This is a genomic window from Phycicoccus sonneratiae (genome assembly GCF_016887965.1).
Lineage (GTDB): Bacteria > Actinomycetota > Actinomycetes > Actinomycetales > Dermatophilaceae > Phycicoccus > Phycicoccus sonneratiae.
The window spans coordinates 88,195-114,960 of sequence record NZ_JAFDVD010000004.1 but is presented as its reverse complement, the minus strand read 5'-3'; the positions used below and the strand labels follow the sequence as shown (position 1 = coordinate 114,960).

Sequence of the window (26,766 nt, the reverse complement as noted above, 5' to 3'; positions counted from 1 at the left end):
TAGGCGGCGCCGCCGACTACCCCCGGCCGAGCCGCTCGCGGAGCCAGCGCCAGCGCTCCTGGAGCCGGGCCTCGAAGCCGCGGTCGGTGGGCCGGTAGTAGTCGGTGCCCTCGGCGAGGTCGTCGGGGAGGTACTGCTGGGCGGCCACGCCGTCGGGCTCGTCGTGGGCGTAGACGTACGAGGGGGCGCGGCCCCGCCCGGTGGCCGCCGCGGTGGCCTGGGCGATCCGGTCGGCGCCGCCGTACCCGCTGCCGCGCAGGTGCAGCGGCACCGGCCCGCCTCGCCCGGCGCGGACGTCGGCGATGGCCGCGTTGATGCCGCCGTAGGCCGCGTTGGACTTCGGCGCGAGCGCGTTGTGGACGACGGCCTGCGCGAGGATGATCCGCGCCTCGGGCATCCCGATCTGGGCGACGGCGTGCATCGCCGCGACGGCGGTCTGGAGCGCCGTGGGGTCGGCCATCCCGACGTCCTCGGACGCCGCGATGACGATGCGGCGGGCGATGAAGCGCGGGTCTTCCCCCGCCTCGAGCATCCGGGCGAGGTAGTGCAGGGCGGCGTCGACGTCGGAGCCGCGCATCGACTTGATGAGGGCGCTCGCGACGTCGTAGTGCTGGTCGCCGGTGCGGTCGTAGCGGACGGCGGCGTGCGCGACGGCCTGCTCGGTGTGCGCGAGCGTGACCTCGAGGACGTCCGGCCGCTCGGCGCCCGGCGCGAGCGAGTCGTCGGCCACCCCGGCGGCGGCCTCGAGGAAGGTCAGCGCCCGGCGGGCGTCGCCGCCGGAGAGCCGGACGAGGTGCTCGCGGGCGTCGTCGGCGAGGGCGTAGGCGCCGTCGAGGCCACGCTCGTCGGCGGCGGCGCTCCTGAGGACGTCGGCGACCTCGTCGTCGGTGAGCGGGACGAGCGTGACGAGCATCGAGCGCGAGAGCAGCGGCGCGATGACCGAGAAGGACGGGTTCTCGGTGGTGGCGGCGACGAGGACGACGAGCCGGTTCTCGACCCCGGGCAGCAGGGCATCCTGCTGGGCCTTGGTGAAGCGGTGGATCTCGTCGAGGAAGAGGACGGTCTGGCGCCCGTAGAGGTCGCGCGTGCGCGCGGCGCCGTCCATGACCGTGCGGACGTCCTTGACCCCGGCGGTGACCGCCGACAGCTCGACGAACTCGCGGTCGGCGGCGGTGGCGACGAGGTGGGCGAGCGTGGTCTTGCCGGTACCCGGTGGCCCCCAGAGGATCGCCGACAGGGCACCGGCCGCGCCGCCACCACCCTCGATCAGCCGGCGCAGGGGGCTGCCGGGGCGCAGCACCTCGGCCTGGCCCCGGACCTCGTCGAGGGACCGTGGACGCATCCGGACCGCGAGCGGCGGCACGACGCCGCCGGCGACCTCGCCGCGGGCGTCCTGCGCCGCGGCGCCGAAGAGGTCGGTCCCGTCCTGGCTCACGGCCTCACGCTATCCGGCGGGGACGACGTCAGTAGTAGCCGACCTCGCCGTCGAGCATCTCGCGGAGCAGGTCGAGGTGGCCGGCGTGCCGGGCGGTCTCCTCGAGCATGTGGTGGAGCATCCAGCGCAGCGACGCCTCGCCGACCGCGTGCAGGACGGTGCTGCCGGTGTCGTCGAGCGAGCGCCCGGCGATGGCGGCGTCGGACCGGGCGCAGGCGGCGTCGTACTCCTCGAGGAGGGTCGCGAGCGGCACCCCCTCGACGCGGAACTCGGCGTCGTCCGGCGCCCCGGGTTCGAAGCCCCGGGCCAGCCCCGGTTCCCCGAGCAGCACCTCGCGGAACCAGAGGTCCTCGGCCCACGCGAGGTGCGACACGATGCCGGCGACGGTCATCAGCGGCGAGGTCGGCAGCAGCGCGCGGTGCGCCTGGTCGTCGGTGAGCCCCTCGGCCTTGAGCCGGCAGATGCCGCGCTGGAGGTCGTACCAGCCGAGCAGCTGGGTGCGTTCGTCGGCGACCTTCGGTGGGCGGGTACGCGTGGCGGGCATCTCGCCACGGTAGCGACGCGTCCGCGCCCGCGGGGCGCCCGGCGCCGGCCGGGTGCCGCGTGGGACTCTGTGCCCATGGACGCCACGCGCAGGCGCGCCGGGCACGGCCGGCCGGCCCTCGAGCGGTGGGGCCGGTTCGTCGCGGCGCACGCCCGCCCGGTGGTCATCGGCTGGCTCGTCCTCATCGCGGCGGGGTTCGCGGTGGCCCTGGGCGGCCTCGGCACCCCGAGCCTGTTCGACCGGCTCGACACCGGTGAGATCGTCGTCGACGGCGAGAACCAGGCCGGCCGCGCCGTCCTCTCCGAGGCCGGCGGCAGCGGCTTCAGCACCCACACCCTCCTCGTCGAGGGCGTCGACACCGGCGACCCCGCCGTGGCCCGGGCGGCCGCCGCCGGCGTGCGCGACCTGCTCGCCGTCGACACCGTGACGAGCGCGGTCAACCCGTTCGTCGTCCCGGACGGCCCCTCCTCGGCCGCGGCCCGCCCGATGTTCCTGCACGGCGACCCCGGGTCCGGCGGCTTCGCCACCGTCGTCACCTTCGACCCGGACGACACCGCCGAGCAGGAGGACGCCGCCACCGCCGAGGTCGACGCCGTCCTCGACCGGATGGTCCGCGAGACCGGTGCCTCCTCGTCGGAGCGTGGCGGGCTGCGCGGGCTCGTCGACCGGATCGTCCACCAGGTCAAGGTCGACGGCCAGCGCGGCGAGGGCATCGCGCTGCCGGTGAGCTTCGCCGTCATGGTCGTCGTCTTCGGCGGCTTCCTCGCCGCGGGGTTCCCGGTGCTCGGGGCGATCGCCTCGATCTCCGGCGCGCTGGCCTCGCTCCTCGGCTTCTCCTACCTCCTCGACCTCGACGCGACCGCCGTCAACGTCGTCACCGTGCTCGCGCTCGGGCTGTGCATCGACTACGGGCTCCTCGTCGTCAGCCGGTTCCGCGAGGAGATGCGGACCCTGCTCGCCGGCCGACCGGCGGCGGACGCGACCGCGGCGGAGGTCACCGAGGCGACCGGTCGCACGCTCGACCGCGCCGGGCGCACCGTCGTGTTCTCGGCGCTCACGGTGGCCATCTCGCTCGCCGGCCTGCTGTTCCTCGACATCGACTTCGTCCGGGCGGTCTCGCTCGCCGGGGTGTCCGTCGTCGTCGTGGCCCTCGCCGTGGCGCTCTCGCTCGTGCCGGCGCTCTGCGTCCTCGGGGCGCGGCGGCTGCTGCGCCGGGGCACCGAGGTCGCGTCCGACACGGGGCTGTTCTCCCGCCTCGCCGAGGGCGTGCACCGCCTGCCGTGGGTCGTCATCGGCGTGGTGTCGGCCCTGCTGCTCGTCCTCGCCGCCCCGGTCAGCGGGATGCTCCTCACCGCCTCCGGCGCCGAGCTGCTCCCGAAGGGCACGCCGGAGCGGACCTTCTTCGAGGACCTCGCCGACGGCTACCCGACGCTCGCCGGGGCGCAGGTGGTGGTCGTCGCCCGTGCCCCCCAGGCCGAGGTCCGGAGCTGGGCCGCCGACGCCGCGGGGCGCCCGGGGGTGAGCTCGATCGACCCCGTCCGCGTCCTCGACGGCGGCGTCGTCACCGTGCCGTTCCACACCGGCGACAGCGGCACGGGCGAGGCGTCGCGCGCCCTCGTCGACTCGCTGCGCGCCGACCGGCCGCCGTTCGACTCCTGGGTCGTCGGCCAGGCCTCGGGCATCCTCGACTTCCGGCAGGCCGTCGCCGAGCGGGCCCCCTGGGCGGTCGGGGCCGTCGTGCTCGCGACGCTCGTCCTGCTCTTCCTCATGACCGGGTCGGTCGTCGTCCCCGTCAAGGCCCTCGTGATGAACGTGCTCTCGCTCGGGGCCAGCCTCGGGGTCACCGTGTGGATCTTCCAGGAGGGCCACCTCGAGTCGCTGCTGCGCTTCACGTCGGCGGGCGGGCTGGAGAACACCATCCCGCTGCTCGTCGTGGCCTTCGGGTTCGGCCTCTCGATGGACTACGAGGTCTTCCTCCTCTCGCGCATCGTCGAGCTGCACGAGCAGGGCCGCAGCACCCACGAGGCGGTCGTCCTCGGCCTGCAGCGCTCGGGGCGGATCATCACCTCGGCCGCGCTGCTCATGGTCATCGTCTTCGCGGGGTTCGCGGCCGGCGACCTGCTCATCATGAAGCAGATGGGCGTCGCGCTGGTGCTCGCCATCGCCATCGACGCCACGCTCGTGCGGATGCTCCTCGTCCCCGCGACGATGGCCGTCCTCGGGCGGGCGAACTGGTGGGCGCCCGCGCCCCTGCGCCGGCTGCACGCGCGCGTCGGGATCACCGAGTGAGCGTCCGCCCGCTGACGACCGCCGCCGAGCTGGTCCGCCTCACCGACGCGCACCCGGTGGCGGTGCTCGACGTCGGGTCCGGGCTGTCCGGCCCGGGGTGGTCGGTCGAGGACTCCGGGCGGGCGGTCGTCGTCCCGCGCCGGTCCGACCACGGGGTGCCCGGGGCGGCGGTGCTCGGCGACGCCTCGGGCATCGAGACCCTGTTCGCCGACGACCGCGTCCGGGACTGGTTCCTGGGCAACGGGTTCCACCACCTCAGCGCGCCGCGCGAGCACCAGCACCTCGTCGAGCGGCACCTGCCGCTGGGCACGCGCGGCGGCGACTGGGACTGGATGTGGACCCGCACCGCTCCCCCGGCGGTGCCCGGCGAGGGGCGGGTCGTGGCGCTGCACCCGGCCGACCGGGCGGAGGCGACGGCCTTCCTCGAGGCCCACAGCCCGCGCACCCACGGCCAGCCGTTCGCCCGCTCCGGGCAGCTGTGGCTCGGGGTGCGCGACGACGACGGGAGCCTCCTCGCGTGCGGCGGCAGCGAGCCCTCGGAGGCCGGCACGCCGACGCTCGCCGGCATCGCCGTGGCGACGGACCGGCGCCGCTCCGGCCTCGGCGCGGCCGTGACGGCGGCCCTGACCCGGCGGGGCGTCGAGGAGGCCGGCGCGTGCGCCCTCGGGATGTTCGCCGACAACGACTCCGCGCGCCGCGTCTACGAGCGGCTCGGCTTCACGACCGGGATGCGATGGCGCAGCCGCTGGGTCGACACGCAGGCCCTCCGGCCCGGCGAGCGTGCCTAGGGTGGGGGCATCCGTCCCCGCAGAGAGGTGCGACATGCCCACCGTCAGCAACGGCTCCCACGAGATCCACTACGACGACCACGGCGGCGACGGCAGCACCGTCGTCCTCGTCCACGGCTGGCCGCTGAGCGGCGCGTCGTGGTCGGCCACGGTGCCGGCCCTCCTCGACGCCGGCCACCACGTCGTCACCTACGACCGACGCGGCTTCGGGCAGTCCGGCAAGCCCGGCGAGGGCTCGTCCTACGACTACGACACCCTCACCGGCGACCTCGACGCCCTCCTGCGGGGGCTCGACCTCACCGACGTCACGCTTGTCGGGTTCTCGATGGGCGGCGGTGAGGTCGCGCGCTACATCGGGACGCACGGCGAGGACCGGGTGCGCGCGGCCGTCTTCGCCGCGGCCATCCCGCCGTGCCTGAAGAAGGACGACGAGCACCCCGACGGCGCGCTCGACGACGCCACGGTCGAGGGGATGCAGGGTCAGCTGCGCGCGGACCCGCCCGGCTTCCTCGACGGGTTCGTCACGAACTTCTACACCGCCGGGGAGGAGCTCGCGGTCACAGAGGAGCAGCGGCAGGCGGCCCTGGCCCTCGCCGCGCAGGCCGACGTGCACGCGGCCGCCGAGTGCATCCGCAGCTGGACCGAGGACTTCACCGCCGACCTCGCGAAGGTCACCGTGCCGACCCTCGTCGTCCACGGCGACTCCGACGGCATCGTGCCGCTCGAGGTCTCCGGGCAGCGCACCGCCGAGCAGGTCACCGGCGCCGAGCTGCACGTCGTCGAGGGCGGGCCGCACGGCATCAACGACTCCCACACCGAGGAGTTCAACCGCGTCCTGCTGGCCTTCCTCGCCCGCTGACCGATCCCACCCCGACGGCGAACGCGGTCAGAGGGGCCGGCCGATCAGCGACCCCACCAGGGCCCGTAGCGCGGGCGCACCGCTCGCCGGGTCGTGCCGGACCGCCCGGAGGCCCAGCGCCCGGGCGGCGTCGACGTTCGCCGGGCTGTCGTCGACGAACCCGACGTCGCCCGGCGCCGCCCCGAGCACGTCGAGGACGTGCTCGAAGTACGCCGGCTCCGGCTTCGCGACGCCCAGCTCGCAGGAGTAGAAGGCGTCGTCGAAGCGGCGGTCCAGCCCCAGCGCGTCGCGCATCCACGCCCGCCGGTGGTCGTGCTGGTTCGTGGCCAGCGCGCACCGCACGCCGGCGTCCCGGACCTCGCCGACCAGCGCGAGCGCCGCCTCGTCCGGGAGCGCCCGCTCCCAGAACCCGAGCAGCTCCTCGATGCCGATCGTCGTCCCCGGACGCCCGGCGAGGACCTCCGCGAGCCGTTCGCGCAGTCGGCCGTCGCCTCGGAGGGCGGGGAGCTCGGCCGCGAACACCTCGTCGGCGAACCCCGGACCACCGGCCGCCTCGAGCTCCTCGAGCCAGCCGGGAGGCGTGTGCTGGAGGACGCCGTCGGCATCCCACAGCAGGGCCCGGAGCCCGGTCACGACTGCTTCGGGTTCACCTCGGGCGCACCCTGCGGCGGGGTGGCGTCCTTCGGCTCGGGCTTCGCGTCGATGCCGGCCTCCGTGCGCTGCTGCGCCGTGATGGGCGCCGGCGCGTCGGTGAGCGGGTCGTAGCCGCCGCCGGACTTCGGGAAGGCGATGACGTCGCGGATCGAGTCGAAGCCGCCGAGGAGCATGACGATGCGGTCCCAGCCGAAGGCGATGCCGCCGTGCGGCGGGGCGCCGAACTGGAAGGCGTCGAGGAGGAAGCCGAACTTCTCCTGGGCCTCCTCGGGCGACAGGCCCATCACCTGGAAGACCCGCTCTTGGACGTCGCGGCGGTGGATACGGATCGACCCGCCGCCCAGCTCGTTGCCGTTGAGCACCATGTCGTAGGCGTAGGCGAGCGCCGGGCCCGGGTCGGTGTCGAAGGTGTCGAGGAACTCGGCCTTCGGCGAGGTGAAGGCGTGGTGCACGGCCGTCCACGCCCCCGACCCGACGGCGACGTCACCCGCGGCGACGGCCTCGGACGCCGGCTCGAAGAGCGGCGCGTCGAGGACCCAGAGGAACTCCCAGGCGTCCTCGTCGATCAGCCCGCAGCCCTTGCCGATCTCGAGGCGCGCCGCCCCGAGCAGCGCCCTCGAGGAGCGGGTGGCGCCGGCGGCGAAGAAGACGCAGTCTCCGGGCGTGGCCCCGACGTGCTCCGCGAGGCCGGCGACCTCGGTCTCGGAGAGGTTCTTGGCCACCGGGCCGCCGAGCGTGCCGTCCTCCTGGACGAGCACGTAGGCCAGGCCGCGCGCGCCGCGCTGCTTGGCCCACTCCTGCCAGGCGTCGAGCTGCTTGCGCGGCTGGCTCGCGCCGCCGGGCATGACGACCGCTCCGACGTACTCGGCCTGGAAGACGCGGAACGGGGTGTCGGAGAAGTACTCCGTGCACTCGACGAGCTCCTGGCCGAAGCGCAGGTCGGGCTTGTCGGACCCGAAGCGGCGCATCGCCTCGGCGTAGGTCATCCGCGGGAAGGGGGTCGGCAGCTCGACACCGATGAGCTGCCAGATCTCGCGGACCACGGCCTCGCCGAGCTCGAGGACGTCGTCCTGCTCGACGAAGGACATCTCGATGTCGAGCTGGGTGAACTCGGGCTGGCGGTCGGCGCGGAAGTCCTCGTCCCGGTAGCAGCGGGCGATCTGGTAGTACCGCTCCATCCCGGCGACCATGAGCAGCTGCTTGAACAGCTGCGGGCTCTGCGGCAGCGCGTACCAGGAGCCGGGCGCGAGGCGCGCGGGCACGAGGAAGTCGCGGGCGCCCTCGGGCGTGGACCGGGTGAGGGTCGGGGTCTCGATCTCGACGAAGTCGCGGGCCTCGAGGACCCGGCGCGCGGCGGCGCTGACCTTGCTCCGCAGCCGGACGGCGTGGCCGGCCGAGTGCGTGCCCGGACGGCGCAGGTCGAGGTACCGGTGCTTGAGGCGGGCCTCCTCGCCGACGGTGACCCGCTCGTCGACCTGGAAGGGCAGCGGAGCCGAGGCGTTGAGGACCTCGATCTCGGCGGCGACGACCTCGACCTCGCCGGTCGGCAGGTCGGCGTTGACGTTGCGCTCCTCGCGGGCGGTGACCTCGCCGGTGACCTTGACGACGTACTCGCTGCGCAGGTCGTGGGCGGACCCGGTGAGCACCTCGTCGCGCGCGACGACCTGGACGACGCCGCTGGCGTCGCGCAGGTCGATGAACGCCACCCCGCCGTGATCACGCCGCTTGGCCACCCAGCCGGTGAGCGTGACGGTCTGGCCGGTGTGGGCGGCACGCAGGGTGCCGGCCTCGTGGGTGCGGAGCACGGAAGGGGTCCTTCGTCTGTCGGGGAGGGGACGGCGACCATCCTACGGATGGGCCGGGGGCACCCCGAACCGAGATTCGCGCGCTCCCGGCCCGTCCCGCTGCGGGCAGCGCGGCCGCCGCCCTAGCATGCGGGGCATGGCTGACCCGGCACCTCCGCCGGTCACCGACCTCGCGACGGTCTTCCCCGACCTCGAGCGGATCCGTCGGCGCGCCCTCGCGGGCGACCTCGGCGGCGCCGTCGACGACATCGCCCTGGTCGGCGACCGTCGCTCCCCCGACCAGGGCGTCGCGTGGGACGTCCTCGCGCGCAGCGAGGGCCTCGACGAGGTCGTCGCCGCCCGGCTCGCCGAGGACCCCCACGACCACGCCGCCCGCACCCTCGCGGCCCACCGGCTCCTGCTCGCCACCGAGGAGGCCGTCGGGCAGCCGGGGTCCGAGCTGACCGCCGACCGCTTCGCCGAGGTCCACGAGCGGCTGCGACGCGCCGAGCAGGTGCTCCTGCGTCTCTGCGCGGAGGACCCGGGCGACCCCCAGCCGTGGGTCCTCCGGCTGTGGTCCGCGGCCCTCCTCGGGCTGCCGGCGGGTGAGGTCCGCCGCCGCCACGCCCGCCTCGCCGCCCTCGAGCCCGGGCACACCGAGGGTCGCCGCCTCCTCGTGCGGGCCCTGGCACCTCCGCCCGGGGGGTCGTGGGACGCCTCGCTCGCCGCCGCCCGTGAGGCATCGTCCGCGGCCCCCGCGGGAGGCGTCGAGGCCACCGTCCTCGCCGCCGCGCACCTCGCCCGCTGGCGGCTCGAGGGCTCGGGCCGCGAGCGCGGCTACCTCAAGGACGCGGGCGTGCTCACCGAGCTCGAGGACGTCGCCGACCGCTTCCGCGCCCTGCCGTGCCCGTCGCACTTCGCCTGGGTCCGCCCGCACACCGAGCTCGCCGTCCTCTTCGGCGTGGCGGGTCGCCCCGACCGGGCCCGCGCCCACTTCCGGGCGCTCGGCGACCTCGTCGACGGCCCCACGTGGTCGGCCGCCGGCCACCACAGCGACGCCCTCGCGACGCTGCGCGCCTCCGCCCTCGCCGAGGGGGCCGGCCGATGACGGCCGTGCACGAGACGCGGGTCTGCGGGCTACCCGCCCTGCACGCCCCGCGCGACGACGGCGGCTGCGCCGCCGGTCTGGTCTTCCGCGTCGGCGGCGCGGACGAGAACCTCGCCGTCCGGGGCGTCACCCACCTCGTCGAGCACCTCGCCCTGCGGGCCGCCGGGCTGGAGGCCGTCCACCGGTACCGCGCCCTCGACGACGTCGTCACCTCGTTCTCCGCCGAGGGCAGCCCCGAGCACGTGGCCGACGTCCTCAACACGGTGTGCGGGGCCCTGCGCCGACCGCCCCTCGAGCACCTCGAGGAAGCCCGCGACGCCCTCCGCGCCGAGGAGGAGGCACGCCCGGACGCCCAGGTCCGGGCCGCGGCGATGATGCGCTGGGGCGCCACCGGGCGCGGCCTCGCGTCCTACCCCGAGATCGGCCTCGACGGCCTCGACGAGGACCTCGTGGGCATCTGGGCCTCGGCGGCCTTCACGCAGGCCAACGTCGTCCTCTGGGTCAGCGGCCGGGAGGCGCCGTACGGGCTCGACCTCGCGCTCCCCCAGGGTGACCTGCCACCGCTGCCGGACACCGCGCCGGTGCTGCCCCGCACGCCGGCGTGGTTCGCCGTACCGGGCACCGACGTCGTCCAGCTCACCGGCCTCGTCCCCCGGGGACCCGCCGCCGACGTCCTCGGGCGGCTCCTGCAGCGCGCGCTGGCCCACGAGCTCGCCCCGTCGGGCGCGACGGCGCAGGTGCGGGTCGAGGCCCACGACGCCCGCTCCGCCCTCGTCCGGGTCCTCGCCACCGGCACCCCGCACCTGCGCGACGGCCTCGCCGGTGCCGTGGTCGACGCCCTCGCCCGAGTCCGCTGGGGCCGCCTCGGGGCCGGGGACCGCGAGGCGGTCACCCTCGCCGAGCACGACGCCGACCGCCCCGACCACGACCCCGCCCTGCTCGAGGCGCGGGCCGTCGACCACCTCCTCGGCCGCCCGACCCCCTCGCGCGCCGAGCGGGTGGCCGCCCTCCACGCGGTGAGCGCCGACGCCGTGCGCGCGGCGGCCGAGGCGCTCCACGACAGCGCGCTCGTGCAGGTGCCGACACCGGGACTGGACTGGGCCGGCCTCTCGGCCGTCCCCGCCTCCTCGTCGAGCGCGGTCGAGGGCCGCGAGCACCCGGTGCGCGGCGGTGGCCGGACCACGCTCGTCATCGGGGTCGAGGGGGTCACGCTCCGCTCGGCGGCGGGGCTCGTCACGGTGCGCTACCGCGACCTCGCCGCGATGGAGTCCTTCGCCGACGGGGGCCGGTGGCTCGTCGGGCGCGACGGCTTCCGGGTGCACGTCGAGCCGACCGTGTACGAGCTGGGACCGGACGAGGTGGCGCGCATCGACGAGGCGGTCGACGCGGCCCGCGTGGTGCGACTGCCCGCACGGACGGCCGACCGGCTGCCCCGGCCGGCCGAGGCGCCGGCCGCCGCGCGGCGCGGGCTCGCCGGTCGGCTCGCAGGACGCCGCGGCCGCAGGGGCTGACCCTCAGGCGCGCGGCGGGGGCAGGAGGCACACCTCGTTGCCCGACGGGTCGGTGAGCAGCCGCCACGGCAGCGGCCCCCAGCCGGGGTCGTACTCGTGGCCGCCGAGGTCGAGGGCCTGCGCGACGGCGTCGTCGAGGTCCTCCCCGGCCGCGAGCCGGACGTCGAGGTGGAGGCGGTTCTTCGTGCCGGGGGGCTTCGGGCGGGGCTCGGGGCAGAGCTCGAGGAGCGGCCCGTGACCGCTCGGGTGGCGCAGCGCCGCGGGCATCGCGGTGTCCTCGGCGACCCACCCGGACAGGGCGGTCCAGAACGCGAGGTCGCGGTCGACGTCGGCGCTGTCGAGCGGGAGCGCCGCGACCGGGCTGCCGGGCCGGTACTCGGCGCGGTGCTCCATGACGCAGAACGGGTTGCCCTCGGGGTCGGCGAGGACGACCCACGGCACGTCGCCCTGGCCGATGTCGAGGTGGCGGGCGCCGAGGGAGAGCGCCTGCCGCACGACCTCGTCCTGCCGGTCGCCGCCGAGCAGGTCGAGGTGCAACCGGGGGTGCGGGGCGACCGGCTCGGGGACCCGCGTCATGCACAGGTCGAGGACGGGTGCGCCCTCGGGCGAGAGGCGCGTCTCGACGACGTCGGGCTCGTCGGTAACCCGGCGCCCGCCGAGCAGCGCCTCCCAGAAGGCGCCGAGCCGGCGGGGGTCGTGGGCGTCGAGGACGAGGTTCTCCAGCTCCATGCCCCGTTCGTACCACCGACCGGTGACGTCAGGGGTCGCTCGGCTCCGGTCCGACGTAGAACCAGCGTCCCGCCCGCCGCGCGAAGGCACTGCGCTCGTGGACCTCGCCCCGCTGCCGCGTGCGACCCTCGCCGGCGACCCACCGCGCCCGGAACTCGACGACGCCGGCGTCCTGCCCCGCCTCGCCGTCGACGACGTCGAGCACCTCCAGGCCGACCCAGCGGACCCACGGCTCGGGGTCGACCCCCGCGGGACGGGTGCGCGGGTGCCAGGTGCGGTGCAGGTGGTCACCGTCGGCCAGGGCGTACGCGGTGTACCGGGAGCGCATCAGCGCCTCCGCGGTCGGTGCGAGCCGCTCTCCCTCGATGACCGGGGCGCAGCACTCGCCGAGCGACGCGCCGGACGGGAGTCCCCCACAGGGACAGCGTGATCCGCGGTCGAGGGGCTGGTCGGAGCCTCGGGAGACCTTGAGCCACGCGGCCGAGCCCCTGCCCGCCCCGAAGCTCTCGCCCACGGACTCATCCTCCCACGCGCCGGTCGCGCTCGTCGTCGTCACGGGGGTCCGGTACCCCGCCGGCGGACCCGTCAACCGCGGACCGCGCGAACGGTCAGCGGGCGGAGCGCCCCGGGCTGCGGGCCGGCCACGGCGCGTCCGCGGCCCGCAGCCCCTCCCATTCCCGGGCCCGCAGCGCCTCGGCGGCGAGCACGGCGATGACGAGGGTCGGGCTGTGCAGGCGGCCGGCGAGGACACCGTCGACGAGCTCGGCCAGCGGCACCCGGCGCACCGGCATGCCGAGCTCCTCGCCGTGGCGCTCGTGCCGCTCCCCATCCGGCACCTCGGCGAGGTCGCGGGCGAGGAAGATCCGCAGCCCCTCGCTCGACCCGCCGGGCGAGGCCCAGTGGTCGACGAGCGTGGCCCACGACCCGGCCGTGAGGTCGGCCTCCTCGTGCAGCTCGCGCGCGGCGGTGAGGTGCGGCGGCTCGTCGTCGACGTCGAGCAGGCCGGCCGGGATCTCCCAGTCGAAGGCGCCCACGGGGTGCCGGTACTGCTGGATGACGACGACCCGCTCGTCCTCGTCGAGCGCGAGCACCGCGACGGCGCCGGTGTGCTCGACCCAGTCGCGGGTGACGACCCCGGCCTCGCCGAGGTCGACCCGGTCGGTGCGCACGTCCCAGGCGCGCCCCTCGAAGGCCAGCGTCGACGCGAGCACCGGCCGGCGCTCGAGCCGGTCGGCGAGCGGCTCGGGCGCCTCAGGCACGCGCATCCGCGGGCTCCGTGCTGCGCGGGCGCTCCACCTCGACCAGCCGCGCCGCGCGCTGCTGCTCGATGGCCGCGCCGACGAGCCCGGCGAAGAGCGGGTGGGCCCGGGTCGGGCGAGACTTGAACTCCGGGTGCGCCTGCGTCGAGACGTAGTACGGGTGCACCTCGCGCGGCAGCTCGACGAACTCGACGAGCCCGAGGTCGGGGTGCGTGCCGCTGATGACGAGGCCGGCCGCCTCGAGCTGCTCGCGGTAGCCCTCGTTGACCTCGTAGCGGTGTCGGTGCCGCTCGTCCGCGGTGCTCGCGCCGTACGCCCCGGCGACGACCGAGCCCTCCCGCAGCAGCGCGCGCTGGCTGCCGAGGCGCATCGTGCCGCCGAGGTCGCCGGCGCCCTCGACGAAGGCCTTCTGCTCCTCCATCGTCGCGATGACCGGCGCGGGGCTGTCGGGGTCGAACTCCGTGGAGCTCGCGCCCTCGATGCCGGCGACGGTGCGGGCGTACTCGATGACCATGCACTGGAGGCCGAGGCAGATGCCGAGCGTCGGCACCTGGTGGGTGCGGGCCCAGCGCAGGGCGCCGACCTTGCCCTCGATGCCGCGCACGCCGAAGCCGCCGGGCACGAGGACGGCGTCGACCCCGCCGAGCGCGCGCTGGGCGCCGGCGTCGGTCTCGCAGTCGTCCGAGGGCACCCAGCGGATGCGGACCTTGGCGTCGTGGTGGAAGCCGCCGGCGCGCAGGGCCTCGGTGACCGAGAGGTAGGCGTCGGGGAGGTCGATGTACTTGCCGACGAGCGCGACCTCGACCTCGTGCTCGGGGCGGTGCACCCGCTCGAGGAGCAGGTCCCAGTCGGTCCAGTCGACGTCGCGGAAGACGAGCCCGAGCCGGCGCACGACGTAGGCGTCGAGGCCCTCGCGGTGCAGGACCTTGGGGATGTCGTAGATGCTCGGGGCGTCGACGGCGGCCGCGCAGGCCTCGTTGTCGACGTCGCACATGAGGCTGATCTTGCGCTTGATCGAGTCGGGGATCTCGCGGTCGGCCCGCAGCACGAGGGCGTCGGGCTGGATGCCCACCTGGCGCAGTGCGGCCACCGAGTGCTGGGTCGGCTTGGTCTTCAGCTCGCCGCTCGGCGCGAGGTACGGCACGAGCGAGACGTGGAGGAAGAAGACGTTGTCACGGCCGAGGTCGTGGCGCACCTGGCGGGCCGCCTCGAGGAAGGGCAGCGACTCGATGTCGCCGACCGTGCCGCCGATCTCGGTGATGATGACGTCCGGCGCGTCGGCGTCGGCCACCCCCGGGGAGCCGGCCGCCTGCGCACGCATCCGCTCCTTGAGCTCGTTGGTGATGTGCGGGATGACCTGCACGGTGTCGCCGAGGAACTCGCCGCGGCGCTCCTTCTGGATCACCCGGTTGTAGACCTGCCCCGTGGTGACGTTCGCGCTGCCACGGAGGTTGACGTCGAGGAAGCGCTCGTAGTGCCCGATGTCGAGGTCGGTCTCGGCGCCGTCGTCGGTGACGAAGACCTCACCGTGCTGGAACGGGTTCATCGTCCCGGGGTCGACGTTGAGGTAGGGGTCGAGCTTCTGCATCGTCACCCGGAGCCCGCGGGCCCTCAGCAGGTGGCCGAGCGAGGAGGCCGTGAGCCCCTTGCCGAGCGAGGAGGCGACGCCTCCGGTCACGAAGATCTGTTTCGTCGTCTGGAGCACCACGGGCTTCAACGATACGTCATCCGGCGCCGGCCTCGCGGTAGGTGTCCAGCGCGGCGGCGAGCGCCTCGTCCTCGGTGGGCAGGTGCGCGGCGCGCTCGACCGCCTTGGAGCGCAGGTCGTCCCGCACTCCCCCGTGGGTGACGACGTCGCGGATGCCCCGCGAGAGCGACACCGGGTCGCCACCCGGGACGAGGACGGCGGCGTCACCGACGACGGCCGCGGTGCCCCCGACGTCGGTGGCGACGATGGCGGCTCCGGCGTGCAGCGCCTCCTGGAGCCCGACCGGCTGCCCCTCCCAGAGTGCGCTCGAGACGACGACGTCGGCGGCGGCGAGCAGGTCGGGGACGTCGTCGCGCCGGCCGAGCAGGCGCACCGGCAGGTCCTCGGCGTCGATGCGGCGCTGGAGCGGTGCGCGCAGCGGGCCGTCGCCGGCGACGACGGTGAGCAGGTCGAGGTCGCCGAGGTCGCGGTGGGCGTCGAGGAGCAGGTCGAGGCCCTTCTGCGGCGCGAGGCGCGCCAGCACGACGCCGAGGGCGGTCCGCGCGTCGATGCCGAGCTCGGCGTGCACGGCGTACCGGTCGCGGGCCGGCGCGGCGAACGGCGGCGCCGGGACGACGGCCAGCCCGGTGCGGCGCGCGCCGAGGCGGCGCATCCGCGCGACGAGGTCGGCGGACACCCCGAGGACGACGTCCGAGCCGCGAGCCACGACCCGCTCGAGCCCGGCGTAGACCGTGCCCGTGACCCGGCCGGTCGGGGCGGCGTTGTGCAGCGTCGTGACGAGCGGCACCGGGGACCCCGTGCCGGCGAGCACCGCGAGCGCCCCGGCCCGCAGCCCGTGGGCGTGGACGATGTCGGCGCCCCGGACCAGCTCGGCGAGGTCGCGCACGGCCCGGACGTCGCGGACCGGGTGCGGCCGGTCGGTGACCTCGAGCGGCACGGGCGTCGCGTGCTCGGCGAGCCGGAAGCGCTCGGCCGCCTCGGCCGGCCCGGCGACGACGACGTGGTGGCCGGCGCCGTCGAGCAGCCGGGCGAGCCCTCGCACGTGCGCCCCGACGCCGCCGGCGCTGGTGCCCATGACGAGCAGGACCTTCACGAGGCACTCCCCCGCCGACGGGCGCGTCCGCGGTCGCGGATCTCGCCCATCATCCGGCGGTCGCCGTAGAACACCGAGAGCAGCCCGGCGACGAGCGCGGCGGCCCCGGCGAGCAGCCCCCAGAGGACCGCGTCGAGCAGCCCGTCGTAGGTGCGGCCGCGGGTCACGAGGTCGCCGACGACGAGCGAGAGCGCGAGGGCGACGACGAGCGCCCCGGCCGTGCGACCGAGCCCCCGGCTGACCTCCGGCCCCCAGGCCCGGCGCACGAGGACGACGAGCAGGAGCGCCGTGGCGGTCATCCCGAGGGTCGAGGCGAGGCCGAGCACGCGCAGCGTCGTGTCCGCCCCGCGGTCCGTGCCGACGAGGACGAGCGGGACGAGGGCGGCCATCGCCCAGCCGAGGCCGACCGCCCAGGCGGCGTCGAGCGGGCGGCCGCGGACGTAGAGCGCGCGGGTGAGCAGGGCGGCCACGCCGAAGCCGACGACGCCGGGTGCGTACGCGGTGAGCGCGGGCGCGAGGGCGGCGAGCGCCTCCGGGCTGGCGCCCTCGGTCCCGCGCCTGGCGTCGAGGGTCGTGAAGAACGCGCCGATGGTGGGCGCCGCGGCGATGAGCACCCCGGCGGCCAGCCCGGTGAGGACGAGGACCGCCCGCAGCGAGCGCGCGAGGGTGGCCGAGGTGTCCTCGCCGGCGCCGGTGCGCGCGGCGAGCGCGGGGAAGGCGCTGACCGCCACGGGGACGGCGAGCACCGCGTACGGCAGGAGGTACACCGCCTGGACGTACTGGTAGACGGTGAACGAGCCACGGGTGCCCGTGTGGTTGAGCAGCCACAGCGTCACGAGCACCGCGAGCTGCTGGGCGGCCAGGGCCAGCACCCCGGCGCCGGCCAGCGCCCGGATCCGGACGGCGTCCTCACGCTCGAGCCGCAGGGCCGGGCGCCACCGCCAGCCCGTGGACAGGGCCGGGACGAGCAGCGGCAGCGACAGGACGACGACGCCGAGCGTGGTGCCCCACCCGAGCACCGCGACCGCGCCGCCGTCGACGACCGAGGGCGAGACCTCGCCATCGGTCAGGGTGCCGTACCAGAGGTAGGAGGCGAGGACGACGACCGAGGAGACGAGCGGGGCCAGGGCCGCGGCGAGGAAGCGCCGGTGCGCCTGGAGCAGCCCGGTGAGGATGATGCCGACGCCGTAGAGCGGGACCTGCACGGCGAAGATGCGCAGCAGGGTCGTGCCCACCTCGTGGGCCCGGGGGTCGAAGTCGTCGATGATCCACCCCGACAGCAGCGGCGCGGCGAGCCAGAGCACGGCGGCCAGCGGCACGAGCACGACGAGCGCCCAGGTGAGCAGCACCGACGCGAGGTGGTCGGCCCGCTCGCGCTCGCCCGCGCCGAGGCGGTGCGCGATGAGCGGCACGGCGACGGCCGCGAGCACCCCGCCCGCGGCGACCTCGAAGAGCACGTTCGGCAGGGCGTTGACGCTCTGGTAGATCTCGCCGACGCCCTGGGCGCGCACCGAGTCCGCGAAGACGAGGATCCGGGCGAAGCCGGCCGCCCGCGCGACGACGGTCACGACGGCGATGAGGCCCGCGGCCCCGGCGATGCCGGCGGCGAGCTTGCGCTCGGTCATCGGGCCGGACGTCCCCAGGCGTCGAGCTCGCGCAGCCCCGGGGTCGACTCGATGACCGCCGTGAAGCTGACCTTCTCGGAGGCCAGGGTCGCCGCGGTGAGGACGGCGAGCGCCAGCACCCGGCCGCGCCGTCCGGTGCGTCCGACGAGGGCCGTGCCGAGCAGTGCTCCGGCCGCGTTGGCGCCGGTGTCGCCGAGCATCGCGGTGCCGGCGAGGTCGGGACGCAGGACCCCGAGCGCGGCACCGGCCGCCGCGGCCGCGTGCACCCGCGACCGGACGGCGTGCGGGGTGGCCGCGGGCCAGAGGAGCAGCGGGGCGGCGGCGAGCACCGTGGCCTTGAGCGCGCGCCCGGGGCGCAGGTCGAGGAGGTTGACGAGGTTGGCGGCCCCGGCGACGGTCGCACCCCCGACGAGGGTGTCGAGCGCGCGCACGTCGTCGCGGTCCCGGTCGAGCAGGACCGCGGCGACCAGCCCGGTGACCCCGAGCCCGACGACCTTGACCGCACCGGTGGTCACCCGTCCCCGCGCCGCTGCGCCGAGGTGGCCCCGCAGCCCCTTGGAGGAGCCGTCGCCGGCGAGGTCGTCGAGGGCGCCGAGCGCCCCGGAGGCCCCGGCCGCGAGCGCCCCGGCCGGGCCGCCGAGGGCCGCACCGAGCACACCACCCGCGACCCACGCGGGTCCCTCGAGCAGCGTGACCTCGGATCCGGCGTGGTTCGTGCGCGTCCAGCGGGAGGAGCGGACCCGGTCGGTGAGCACCCGGTGGGCGCCGGCCGCGGCGAGCCCGCCGAGCAGACCCGCGAGGACCGGGCGGCCCCTCACGACTGCGGGACCGGCGCGAAGGCGGCGTCGGTGCCGGCGCCCAGCCCGTACTGGCCGGTCTTGCCCCCGGACTGCTCGACGAGCGCGAACACCACGCTGGCCAGGCCCATCGGCCCGGCGGCGTCGTCGACCCCCGAGACCTCCGAGACGGCCGAGGAGGTGTCGCGCAGCGTGGTGAGCACGGGCGTGCCGGTGGTCTGCGTCGTCAGGTCGGACGCGACGACCGCGCCGCGCGAGCGGGTGTCGAGGGCCACGGTGAGCGCGACCCACCGGCCGGCCTCCTGCGTGCGCGCGGCCTGGTCGCCCTCGGTGACCGCCCCGCCGACGACGACGACGAGGTCGGCGCGGGTGAAGTCGGGGGCGTCGAGCGAGATGAGCCCGGCGTCGGCGAGCGCCTCGAGGCCGGTGCGGGCGGTCGTGTCGTCCGGTCCGGCGTCGCCGGCCGGGGCGGTGCGGGTGAGCAGGGTCGCGAGCAGGACGTCCTGGGCCTGTGCCGAGCCCGCCGAGGTGTCGGCCCCGGTCTGCTTGGCGACGTCGGCGACCGCCCGGTCGCGGGCCCCGGCGGTCGTCTCGTCGGTGCTCACCCACTCCTGGGCGACCGAGGTCGTCGAGGCCAGCCGGGCCCCGGCGGTGCCGAGGGTCTCGACGAGGGACTCGCTGACCGACGCGTCGGCCCCCGGCAGCACGACGAGGGCGACGCTGCGGTCCTGGAGCGCGCCGTCGAGGACGCGGCCGGAGGTGGCCGTGAGGTAGGCGTCGCGGGCCTCGGCCCCCTTGCGGGCGGTGTCGAGCTGGTCGTTGAGCTGCGCCTTGTCCTTACGCAGCCCCGCGAGCTCGTTGGTCAGGGTCGACCCGATCTCGCCCTGGAGCGGTCCGGCCCCGAGGACGATCCCCACCGCGAGGGCGAGGAAGATCGAGACGATCGAGACGATGTGGTAGCGGAAGTCGATCACCCGAACACTCCTCCGAGCAGGGTCCACAGGTCGTCGGCCTTGGCCGCGAGGACCTGGAGCAGCGCGCGGCCACCGGCGGTGGACCACAGCGCCGCGCCCAGCGCGATGACGGCGACGGCGAGCATGAGCAGGATGCTGAACGAGGAGATGCGCGTCCGGTACAGACGGCTCACCCCCTTGGCGTCCACGAGCTTGCCCCCCACCCGCAGCCGGGTGAGGAAGGTGCTGGCCATCCCGGACCGCCCCTTGTCGAGGAACTCGACGAGGGTGACGTGGGTCCCGACGGCGACGATGAGGGTGGCGCCCTTGTCGTCGGCGAGCAGCATCGCGACGTCCTCGCTCGTGCCGGTCGCCGGAAAGACGACCGGCTCGACCCCGAGCTCGCGGACGCGCTCGAGGCCCGGCGCACGGCCGTCGCGGTAGGCGTGGACGACGATCTCGGCCCCGGAGCGCAGCGCGCTGTCGGACACCGAGTCCATGTCGCCGACGATGAGGTCCGGGGTGTGCCGCGCCTCGATGAGGGCGTCGGCCCCGCCGTCGACGCCGATGAGGATGGGCTTGAACTCGCGGATGTAGGGCCGGAGGATCTCGAGGTCCTCCTTGTAGTGGTAGCCGCGCACGACGATGAGCACGTGGCGGCCGTCGAGGTCGGTGCGGATGTCCGGGACGCCGACCCCGTCGAAGAGCAGCTCGCGCTCCTGGCGCAGGTAGTCCATGGTGTTCTCGGCGAAGGCCTCGATCTCGGTGGACAGGCCGGCGCGCGCGAGGGTCATCGCCTCCTGGACGGCGTCGGCGTCGAGCAGGTGCCCGTGACCGACCGGCCCGTCCTCCCCGTGGAGGGCGCCTGCCTCGAGGCGCAGCGGGGCTCCGTCCTTGAGGGTCATCACCTCCGGACCGGCGGCGTCGAGCAGCGGGATGCCGGCGGCGACGATGATCTCGGGACCGAGGTTCGGGTAGCGCCCGGAGATCGAGGACGCCGCGTTGACGACGGCGACCGGGCGGCAGGCGACGAGCGCCTCGGCGCTGACCCGGTCGATGTCCTCGTGGTCGATGACCGCGACGTCGCCGGCCTTGAGCCGCTTCGTGAGGTTCTTGGTCCGCCGGTCGACACGGGCCGGGCCGTGGCCCCCGGACGAGGGGTCGCGGTCGCGGCGGTGAGGGAGGCGGATGGACATCTGCACCATCGTGCCAGACCGGCTCAGGCGCGGGCGCGACCGAGGAGGTCGCGCGCGTGGTCGAGGGCGGCGCGGGTGCCCGAACCCCCGAGCATCCGGGCCAGCTCGGCGACGCGCTCCTCGCCCTCCACCGCGTGGACCATGCTGCGGGTCACGTGCCCGTCGTCGGACTTCTCGACGACGAGGTGGCGGTCGGCGTGGGCCGCCACCTGGGCGAGGTGGGTGACGACGACGACCTGGGCGTGCCGGGCCAGGGCCGCGAGGCGGGCCCCGACGTCGACCGCCGCCCGGCCCCCGACGCCGGCGTCGACCTCGTCGAAGACGAAGGTCGGGACAGAGGTGACGGCGTCCGCGGTGGCCACCTCGATGGCGAGCATGACCCGCGAGAGCTCACCCCCGGAGGCGGCCTTGGTGACCGAGCGAGGCTGGGTCCCCGGGCCGGAGGCGAGCCGGACCTCGACCGCCTCGCGCCCCTCGGCGCCGTAGCGGCCGGTGTCCTCGACGGCGACCGTGACGGTGGCCGCACCCATCGAGAGGTGGCCGAGCTCGTCGGTGATCCGCGCCCCGAGCGCCTCGGCGGCCGTGCGGCGGTGCTCGCCGAGGACGGCGGCCGCGGCCTCGCGACGCGTCCCGAGGGCAGCGGCCCGCTCCTCGAGCTCGCCGATCCGGTCGCCGGTGCCCTCGAGCTCGGTGACGCGGGCCGCGGCGGCACTCCCCCACGCGAGGACGTCGTCGACGCCCGGGCCGTAGAGCCGGGTGAGGTCACCGAGCGCCGCCCGCCGCTGCTCGACCTGGTCGAGCCGGGCGGGATCGACGTCGGCGTCGGCGAGGTAGGCCCCGAGGTCGGCGGCGACGTCGGCGGCGAGGTAGCGCAGCTCGTCGACGCGCGTGCCGAGTGCCGCGAGGGCGGCGTCGTTGGCCGACGCGGCGGCGATGCGGGCCGAGGCCGCGGCGAGGGCCTCGACGACCCCGGCCCCGCCGGCGCCACCGTCGGGTTCGCCGCTGAGGACGTCGTGGGCTCCTCCGGCCGCGGTGCGCAGCTCCTCGGCGTGCCCGAGCCGGTCGGACTCGGCGCGCAGCGACTCGTCCTCCCCCGGCTGCGGGTCGACGGCCTCGATGCGCTCGAGGCCGACCCGGAGGGTCTCGGCCTCGCGGGCGCGCTCGGCGGCGGCCGCCCGGAGCTCCTCGAGCTCGGACTCGACGCCGAGCAGCTCGGTGTGCACCTGCCGGTACTCCTCGAGCGCAGCGGCGAGGTCGGGGCCGCCGAAGGCGTCGAGGACCTCCCGGTGCTCGTCGGCGCGGCGCAGCCGCCACTGGTCGGCCTGGCCGTGGACGGCGACGAGGTGCTCGGCGAGCTCGGCGAGCACCCCGACGGGAGCGGCCCGGCCGCCCACGTGGGCCCGCGAGCGCCCGTCGGCGGTGACCGAGCGGACGAGGACGAGGCCCTCGGCGGTGTCGGCGCCCGCCTCCTCGGCCCGGACGAGGGCGGCGTGCCCCTCGGGCAGGTCGACGAGCCCCTCGACGACCGTGCGCTGCGCGCCGGCGCGCACGAGGCCGGAGTCGCCCCGGCCCCCGAGCAGCAGGCCGAGGGCCGTGACGACCATCGTCTTGCCGGCGCCGGTCTCGCCGGTGAGGACGGTGAGCCCCCGGTGCAGCGGCAGGACGGCCTCGTCGATGACCCCCAGGTCGCGGATCCGGATCTCCTCGATCACCGCGCGGGGCCCTCCTCCGCCGCGCGCTGGCGGGCCGCGCCGCGCCAGCCGTGGACCGGCAGGTCGAACTTGCGGACGAGGCGGTCGGTGAACGCGGCCTCGGAGAGGCGGGCGAGGCGCACCGGCTGATCGGAGCGCTGGACCTCGACCTGCGCCCCCGGCGGCAGGGTGACCGCCCGGCGTCCGTCGCACCAGAGGACGGCCGAGGCGTCGGAGTGCGCGAGCAGCTGGACCGCCAGGTGCGACTGCGGGCCGACGACGACCGACCGGGCGAAGAGCGCGTGGGCGCTGATGGGCACGAGGAGGACGGCCTCGACGTCGGGCCAGACGACGGGTCCGCCGGCCGAGAAGGCGTAGGCGGTGGACCCCGTGGGGGTCGCGACGACGACACCGTCACAGCCCCACGTGGACAGCGGGTGCCCGTCGATCTCGACGGTGAGCTCGAGCATCCGCTCGCGGGAGGCCTTCTCGACGCTCACCTCGTTGAGCGCCCAGGAGCTGAAGACCGGGTCGCCGTCGAGGCGGGCCCGCACCTCGAGGGTCATCCGCTCCTCGACCGTGTAGTCGCGGGCGCAGATGCGCTCGACCGTGGCGTCGAGGTCCTCGCGCTCGGCCTCGGCGAGGAAGCCGACGTGGCCGAGGTTCACCCCGAGGAGGGGCGCACCGGAGCCGCGCGAGATCTCGGCGCCCCGCAGGATGGTGCCGTCACCACCGAGCACGCAGACGAGCTCGCAGTCGAGGCCCGCGCCGTCCTCGGCGACCGCCCCGACCCCCTCGACGGCACCGAGCGGGGTGCCCGCCAGGTCGGTCTCGGGGGCGCAGACGCCGATGCCCGCGCCGAGCAGACGGGACGCGACGGCGGCCGCGAGCTCCTGGGCGTCGGGGCGGGACTGGTGGGTGACGAGCAGGACACGGCGCGAGGGGGTGCTCATCGTGCTCCTCCCGCGGTCGCCTCGGTGGCCTCGCGCACGGCGGCGCGGACCTCGTCCGGTGTCATTGTGTCCGACGGCACCGACCGGGCCCACACGAGGTACTCGGCGTTGCCGGTGCTTCCGGAGATCGGGCTGGGCGCGAGGCCGTGGACGTGCAGGCCCCGGTCCGTGAGGGCCCGGAGCACCCCGTCGAGCGCCGCCACCCGGTCGGCCGTGCTCGTGACCACGCCGTGCCGGCGCCGGCCGACCTCGAACTGCGGCTTGACGAGGACGACGAGGTCGCCGGACGGGGCGGTCAGGGCGGCGAGCTCAGGCGCGACGAGCGTGACGGAGATGAACGACAGGTCGGCGACGACGAGCTCGAAGGGGCCGCCGACGTCGGCGGCCGTGAGGCCGCGGACGGTCGTGCCGGACCGGTCCTCGACGCGCGGGTCGTCGGCCACCTCCGGGGCGAGCTGGCCGTGGCCGACGTCGAGGGCGACGACGTGCGCGGCGCCGTGCGCGAGCAGCACCTGAGTGAACCCGCCCGTGGACGCGCCGACGTCGATGCAGCGCCGGCCCTCGACCGTCAGGCCGTCATGGGTCCAGCGCTCGAGCGCGGCGAGCAGCTTGTGGGCGGCCCGACCGACCCAGCGCGGGCCGTCGGCCTCGACGACGAGGTCGGTGTCGGCCTCCACGGGGTGCGACGGCTTGCGGGCGGGCGCCCCCGCGACGCGCACCACGCCGCGCTCGACGAGCTCCCGCGCGTCGCCCCGGGAGCGTGCGAGACCGCGCCGCACGAGCTCGGCGTCGAGTCGGGCGATGTCAGCCGCCGAGGTCGCCGAGCCGGGAGCGCAGGGTGCGCTGGACCTCCTCGCCCGCGGCGAGCCGGCCGTCGAGGTCGTCCTCGGGGACGGCGGCGAGGTCGCCGAGCGCGGAGTCGATGACGATGTCGCCGGTCTCGGGAGGTGCCTCCCCCTCGGCCGCGGCGTCGGGCTGCTCGCTCACGCGCCCGCCTTCTTCGTCGTCTTCTTCGCCACGGACTTCTTCGCCGGCGTCTTCGTGGCGGTGGACTTCTTCGCGGTGGACTTCTTCGCGGTGGACTTCTTCGCGGTGGACTTCTTCGCGGCCGACGTCGTCGGCGCCTTCGTGGCGGACGACTTCCTCGCGGCCGACGTCTTGGTCGCGGACTTCTTCGCGGGCGCCTTCTTCGCGGGCGCCTTCTTCGCCGCCGTCTTCGCGGCCGCGGCCTTCTGGGGCGGAGCCTTGCGCGCCGGAGCCTTGCGCGCCGGAGCCTTGCGCGCCGGCGTCGAGCGCGGTGGGGTCGCGGCCATCGTGGCCGGCGGGTCGCCGAGCACCGGCTCGGCCACCTCGGCGAGGCCGGCCCGGGGGGCGCGCGCGGCACGGCCACCGACCGACCGGGCCAGCTCGTCGACCTGCGCGGCGAGGCCGGCGACCGTCGCCCCGAGCGACTGGACCTCGCCGAGCAGCCGCGAGACGTCGACCCGCGACACCGCGGTCTCGACCTCGCGCTGCACGAGCCCGACGACCTGGGCGCGGTTCTGCTCCGCGGCCGAGAGCAGGTCGCCGGCGAGCTTCTCGACCTGCTTGGCGACCTTGGTCGAGGAGCCCTTCGAGCCGGCGAGGGTCACGAGCTCCTGGGCGGCCTCGACGGCGCGAGCTCGGGTCATCTCGCCGAGCCCGGACGCGAGCTCGACGTACGCGCGGACGGAGCGCTTGGCCATGGGTCCTCCTCGATCGGGCGGGTAGCCGGCGGCCCCGCTCTCGGGGTCACGCTACCGGGCGGCCATCCGACGCAGCAGCCCTCGCGCCCGCTCCCGCGCGTCCTCGGCCGGTGTCGCGTCGTCGGCGTCGAGCGCGTCGTGCGCCTCGCGCACCGCAGCGGCCAGCTCGTCGAGCGACGGCTCCCCCGCTCCGGGGTCGTCGAGCAGCCAGCGCAGGTCGGGGGCGACGAAGGTCGGCCGGCGCTCGGGTGGTGCGACGAGCACGGCATCGAGGTCGTCGACCCCGGTCAGCACGAGCAACGAGTCGGTCCCGGCGCCGACCGCACCCTCGATGTCGGTGTCGAGCCGGTCCCCCACGGCGAGAACCCGATCCGGCGTCACCCGGAGACGCTCGGCGGCCAGGAGGTAGAGCGGCGGGTGCGGCTTGCCGGCGACGACCCCCGGGTCCGCACCCACGGCCCGGGCCACGGCCGCCACGAGGGAACCGTTGCCCGGCGCGACCCCCCGGTCGGTCGGCAGGGTCGCGTCGGTGTTCGTCGCCACCCACAGCCCGCCCGCCTCGACGACGTAGGCGGCCTCGGCGAGGTCGGCGGCCGTCACGTCCGGCCCGTACCCCTGGACGACGGCGGCCACCTCGTGCTCGGTCTCGGCCACCCGGCGGACGGCCACGAATCCGGCCTCCGCGAGGGCATCAGCGACCCCGGGGCCACCGACGGCCAGCACCGCCGACCCCGACGCGACGCCGTCGCGGCCGAGCAGCCACGCGGCGGCCTGGCTACTCGTGACGACGTCGGCGTCCGTCACCGACAGGCCGAGCTCGGTGAGGTGGCCGGCGACGGCGGCCGGTGGACGGGAGGCGTTGTTCGTCGCGTAGACGACGGGCACGGCGAGGGAGCCGAGGGACTGCACGGCGTGCGGCACCGCGGTGGGCCCGCGGTAGACGACGCCGTCGAGGTCGCAGACGACCGCCGCGTAGCGGTCGGCCAGGGCGCTCACGCGCGGGGCTCGTCCGCGACCGGCGGCTCCCCGGCCAGCTCGACCTCGTCCTCACCGTCCCCGAGGTCGGTGAGGGCGACCCCGTCGAGCTCCTCGAGGCGCTCGACCGCGTCGGTCTCGCCGTCGGCGTCACCCTCGACGACCCGCAGGAACCACTCCCGAGCCTCGTCGGTGCGCCCGAGCGCGAGGAGGGTGTCGGCGTAGGCGTACTGGAGACGGTGCACCCCGGCCTTGCGACCGCGCTTGAGCGCCGGAACCTGGAGGGCCAGCAGCGCGGCGTCGAGCTGGCCGAGGTCGCGGCGAACGCCGGAGACCACGATGGCGAGCTCGATGCGTTCGGCGTCACCGAGCTCCTTGGCCTCCGGCGACGCGGCGAGCTCGAGGGCCCGGGTGTGCCGTCCGAGCCCTCGCTCGCAGTCGACCATGAGCGGCAGGAGGTGCGAGGAGCCACTGAGCCGGCGCACGGTCCGGAACTCGGTGAGCGCACGCCCGAAGTCCCCCATGCGGTAGGCCACCATCCCGAGCGCCTCGCGCGCGGCCGGCACCCGACCGGCCCGGCGCACCGCCGTCTCCGCGTGGGCCAGCGCGGTCTCGACTTCGTCGGCCTCGAGGAACACCGACACCATGACGAGGTGCCGCGCGACCCCCTCGGCGTTCTCCTTCGACAGGGTCCGCAGCTGCTGGTGCACCCCGCGGTCCAGCTCCTTGCCGGTGACCTCGTCGGGCAACCGCGGCTCGGGCAGCCGCGGAGACTTCGGGGCGAGGCGGCTACCGCCGCCGCGCTGCTCCTCTGCGTCCCGACGGGGTCCACGGGCGCCACCCTGGCCGCCACCGCGTCCGGCAGGGCCACCGGAGCGACCCCCGCGCCCGCCCGACACCCCGCGGTCCTCGCGGCGCGGGCCGGCCGCACGCCGCGCTCGCCCCCCGTCGCCGCCGGGGCGTCCACCACGGGAGGGTCGCTGCTGGTCCTCGGCCACTGTCGGTCCTTTCGTCACGGCGCACGGCACCTGAAGTCTACGGTCGCCGGTCATCAAGGCAATGAGAAAGGGCCCGTCGCGAACGACGGGCCC

The 26,766-nt window shown here is 76.0% G+C and carries 25 protein-coding genes; 5 read left to right on the top strand and 20 right to left on the bottom strand.

Annotated elements, in window-relative coordinates; translation table 11 throughout:
* Positions 1-16: 16 nt before the first annotated feature.
* Both JQN70_RS03330 and JQN70_RS03325 read right to left on the bottom strand, forming a co-directional pair.
* Positions 17-1,435: a replication-associated recombination protein A gene (locus JQN70_RS03330; protein ID WP_434063739.1), complete on the bottom strand. Its 1,419-nt coding sequence runs from the start codon at positions 1,433-1,435 to the stop codon at positions 17-19.
* 28 nt (positions 1,436-1,463) lie between these two features.
* Positions 1,464-1,979 (bottom strand): DinB family protein, encoded by a 516-nt coding sequence (locus tag JQN70_RS03325; protein ID WP_204129892.1) that lies wholly within the window; start codon positions 1,977-1,979, stop codon positions 1,464-1,466.
* Between the two features lie 75 nt (positions 1,980-2,054).
* Here JQN70_RS03325 and JQN70_RS03320 point away from each other — a divergent pair, with 75 nt between their 5' ends.
* The 3 genes from JQN70_RS03320 to JQN70_RS03310 are packed head-to-tail and all read left to right on the top strand — an operon-like array spanning position 2,055 to position 5,915.
* Positions 2,055-4,268: an MMPL family transporter gene (locus JQN70_RS03320; RefSeq protein ID WP_204129891.1), complete on the top strand. Its 2,214-nt coding sequence runs from the start codon at positions 2,055-2,057 to the stop codon at positions 4,266-4,268.
* Entirely contained in the window at positions 4,265-5,056 is a 792-nt protein-coding gene (locus JQN70_RS19840; protein WP_307835790.1) for a GNAT family N-acetyltransferase, read from the top strand. The genes JQN70_RS03320 and JQN70_RS19840 overlap by 4 nt, the downstream gene beginning before the upstream one ends.
* 34 nt (positions 5,057-5,090) lie before the next feature.
* A complete protein-coding gene (locus JQN70_RS03310; RefSeq protein ID WP_204129890.1) occupies positions 5,091-5,915 on the top strand; it encodes an alpha/beta fold hydrolase in 825 nt (274 codons plus the stop codon).
* Between the two features lie 27 nt (positions 5,916-5,942).
* Here JQN70_RS03310 and JQN70_RS03305 read toward each other — a convergent pair whose 3' ends face one another.
* Both JQN70_RS03305 and aspS read right to left on the bottom strand, forming a co-directional pair.
* Entirely contained in the window at positions 5,943-6,548 is a 606-nt protein-coding gene (locus JQN70_RS03305) for an HAD-IA family hydrolase (protein ID WP_204129889.1), read from the bottom strand.
* Positions 6,545-8,374 (bottom strand): aspartate--tRNA ligase, encoded by a 1,830-nt coding sequence (gene aspS, locus JQN70_RS03300; RefSeq protein WP_204129888.1) that lies wholly within the window; start codon positions 8,372-8,374, stop codon positions 6,545-6,547. Before aspS ends, JQN70_RS03305 begins: the two co-directional genes overlap by 4 nt.
* A 136-nt stretch (positions 8,375-8,510) precedes the next feature.
* Between aspS and JQN70_RS03295 the strand changes: the two genes are divergently transcribed.
* Complete coding sequence (locus JQN70_RS03295) at positions 8,511-9,461, top strand: hypothetical protein (protein WP_204129887.1); 951 nt, start codon at positions 8,511-8,513, stop codon at positions 9,459-9,461.
* Complete coding sequence (locus JQN70_RS03290) at positions 9,458-10,972, top strand: insulinase family protein (RefSeq protein WP_204129886.1); 1,515 nt, start codon at positions 9,458-9,460, stop codon at positions 10,970-10,972. The genes JQN70_RS03295 and JQN70_RS03290 overlap by 4 nt, the downstream gene beginning before the upstream one ends.
* 3 nt (positions 10,973-10,975) lie before the next feature.
* Here the strand turns inward: JQN70_RS03290 and JQN70_RS03285 are convergent, their stop codons facing one another.
* The 16 genes from JQN70_RS03285 to JQN70_RS03210 all read right to left on the bottom strand — a co-directional run bounded on the left by JQN70_RS03285 (position 10,976) and on the right by JQN70_RS03210 (position 26,424).
* Positions 10,976-11,701, bottom strand: a complete 726-nt coding sequence (locus tag JQN70_RS03285) for a VOC family protein (protein WP_204129885.1) — start codon at positions 11,699-11,701, stop codon at positions 10,976-10,978.
* 28 nt (positions 11,702-11,729) lie between these two features.
* A complete protein-coding gene (locus JQN70_RS03280; RefSeq protein WP_204129884.1) occupies positions 11,730-12,215 on the bottom strand; it encodes a YchJ family protein in 486 nt (161 codons plus the stop codon).
* A 94-nt stretch (positions 12,216-12,309) separates the two neighbouring features.
* Positions 12,310-12,966, bottom strand: coding sequence for an NUDIX domain-containing protein (locus JQN70_RS03275; RefSeq protein WP_204129883.1), 657 nt, complete (start codon positions 12,964-12,966; stop codon positions 12,310-12,312).
* The gene (gene pyrG / locus JQN70_RS03270; RefSeq protein WP_204129932.1) at positions 12,953-14,665 is read right to left on the bottom strand and encodes a CTP synthase; all 1,713 of its coding nucleotides are present in this window, start codon (positions 14,663-14,665) and stop codon (positions 12,953-12,955) included. Before pyrG ends, JQN70_RS03275 begins: the two co-directional genes overlap by 14 nt.
* Before the next feature lie 19 nt (positions 14,666-14,684).
* The gene (locus JQN70_RS03265) at positions 14,685-15,761 is read right to left on the bottom strand and encodes a glycosyltransferase (protein WP_204129882.1); all 1,077 of its coding nucleotides are present in this window, start codon (positions 15,759-15,761) and stop codon (positions 14,685-14,687) included.
* The gene (gene murJ / locus JQN70_RS03260) at positions 15,758-17,386 is read right to left on the bottom strand and encodes a murein biosynthesis integral membrane protein MurJ (protein ID WP_204129881.1); all 1,629 of its coding nucleotides are present in this window, start codon (positions 17,384-17,386) and stop codon (positions 15,758-15,760) included. The genes JQN70_RS03265 and murJ overlap by 4 nt, the downstream gene beginning before the upstream one ends.
* Positions 17,383-18,204 carry a hypothetical protein gene (locus JQN70_RS03255; protein WP_204129880.1) on the bottom strand — a complete coding sequence of 274 codons (822 nt, stop codon included), beginning with the start codon at positions 18,202-18,204 and terminating at the stop codon, positions 17,383-17,385. The genes murJ and JQN70_RS03255 overlap by 4 nt, the downstream gene beginning before the upstream one ends.
* On the bottom strand, positions 18,201-19,157 hold the full coding sequence (locus JQN70_RS03250) for a copper transporter (protein WP_204129879.1): 957 nt from the start codon (positions 19,155-19,157) through the stop codon (positions 18,201-18,203). Before JQN70_RS03250 ends, JQN70_RS03255 begins: the two co-directional genes overlap by 4 nt.
* Positions 19,154-20,332: a putative cytokinetic ring protein SteA gene (steA, locus tag JQN70_RS03245; RefSeq protein WP_239110517.1), complete on the bottom strand. Its 1,179-nt coding sequence runs from the start codon at positions 20,330-20,332 to the stop codon at positions 19,154-19,156. Before steA ends, JQN70_RS03250 begins: the two co-directional genes overlap by 4 nt.
* A 23-nt stretch (positions 20,333-20,355) precedes the next feature.
* Positions 20,356-22,044, bottom strand: coding sequence for a DNA repair protein RecN (gene recN, locus JQN70_RS03240; RefSeq protein ID WP_204129877.1), 1,689 nt, complete (start codon positions 22,042-22,044; stop codon positions 20,356-20,358).
* Positions 22,041-22,976, bottom strand: a complete 936-nt coding sequence (locus JQN70_RS03235; RefSeq protein WP_204129876.1) for an NAD kinase — start codon at positions 22,974-22,976, stop codon at positions 22,041-22,043. The genes recN and JQN70_RS03235 overlap by 4 nt, the downstream gene beginning before the upstream one ends.
* Positions 22,973-23,779, bottom strand: coding sequence for a TlyA family RNA methyltransferase (locus JQN70_RS03230; RefSeq protein ID WP_204129931.1), 807 nt, complete (start codon positions 23,777-23,779; stop codon positions 22,973-22,975). Before JQN70_RS03230 ends, JQN70_RS03235 begins: the two co-directional genes overlap by 4 nt.
* A 1-nt stretch (position 23,780) precedes the next feature.
* Positions 23,781-23,963: a hypothetical protein gene (locus JQN70_RS03225; RefSeq protein ID WP_204129875.1), complete on the bottom strand. Its 183-nt coding sequence runs from the start codon at positions 23,961-23,963 to the stop codon at positions 23,781-23,783.
* A complete protein-coding gene (locus JQN70_RS03220) occupies positions 23,960-24,700 on the bottom strand; it encodes a hypothetical protein (protein ID WP_204129874.1) in 741 nt (246 codons plus the stop codon). The genes JQN70_RS03225 and JQN70_RS03220 overlap by 4 nt, the downstream gene beginning before the upstream one ends.
* 51 nt (positions 24,701-24,751) lie before the next feature.
* Complete coding sequence (locus tag JQN70_RS03215) at positions 24,752-25,696, bottom strand: HAD-IIA family hydrolase (RefSeq protein WP_204129873.1); 945 nt, start codon at positions 25,694-25,696, stop codon at positions 24,752-24,754.
* Entirely contained in the window at positions 25,693-26,424 is a 732-nt protein-coding gene (locus JQN70_RS03210) for a tetratricopeptide repeat protein (protein WP_239110516.1), read from the bottom strand. Before JQN70_RS03210 ends, JQN70_RS03215 begins: the two co-directional genes overlap by 4 nt.
* Positions 26,425-26,766 lie beyond the last annotated feature (342 nt).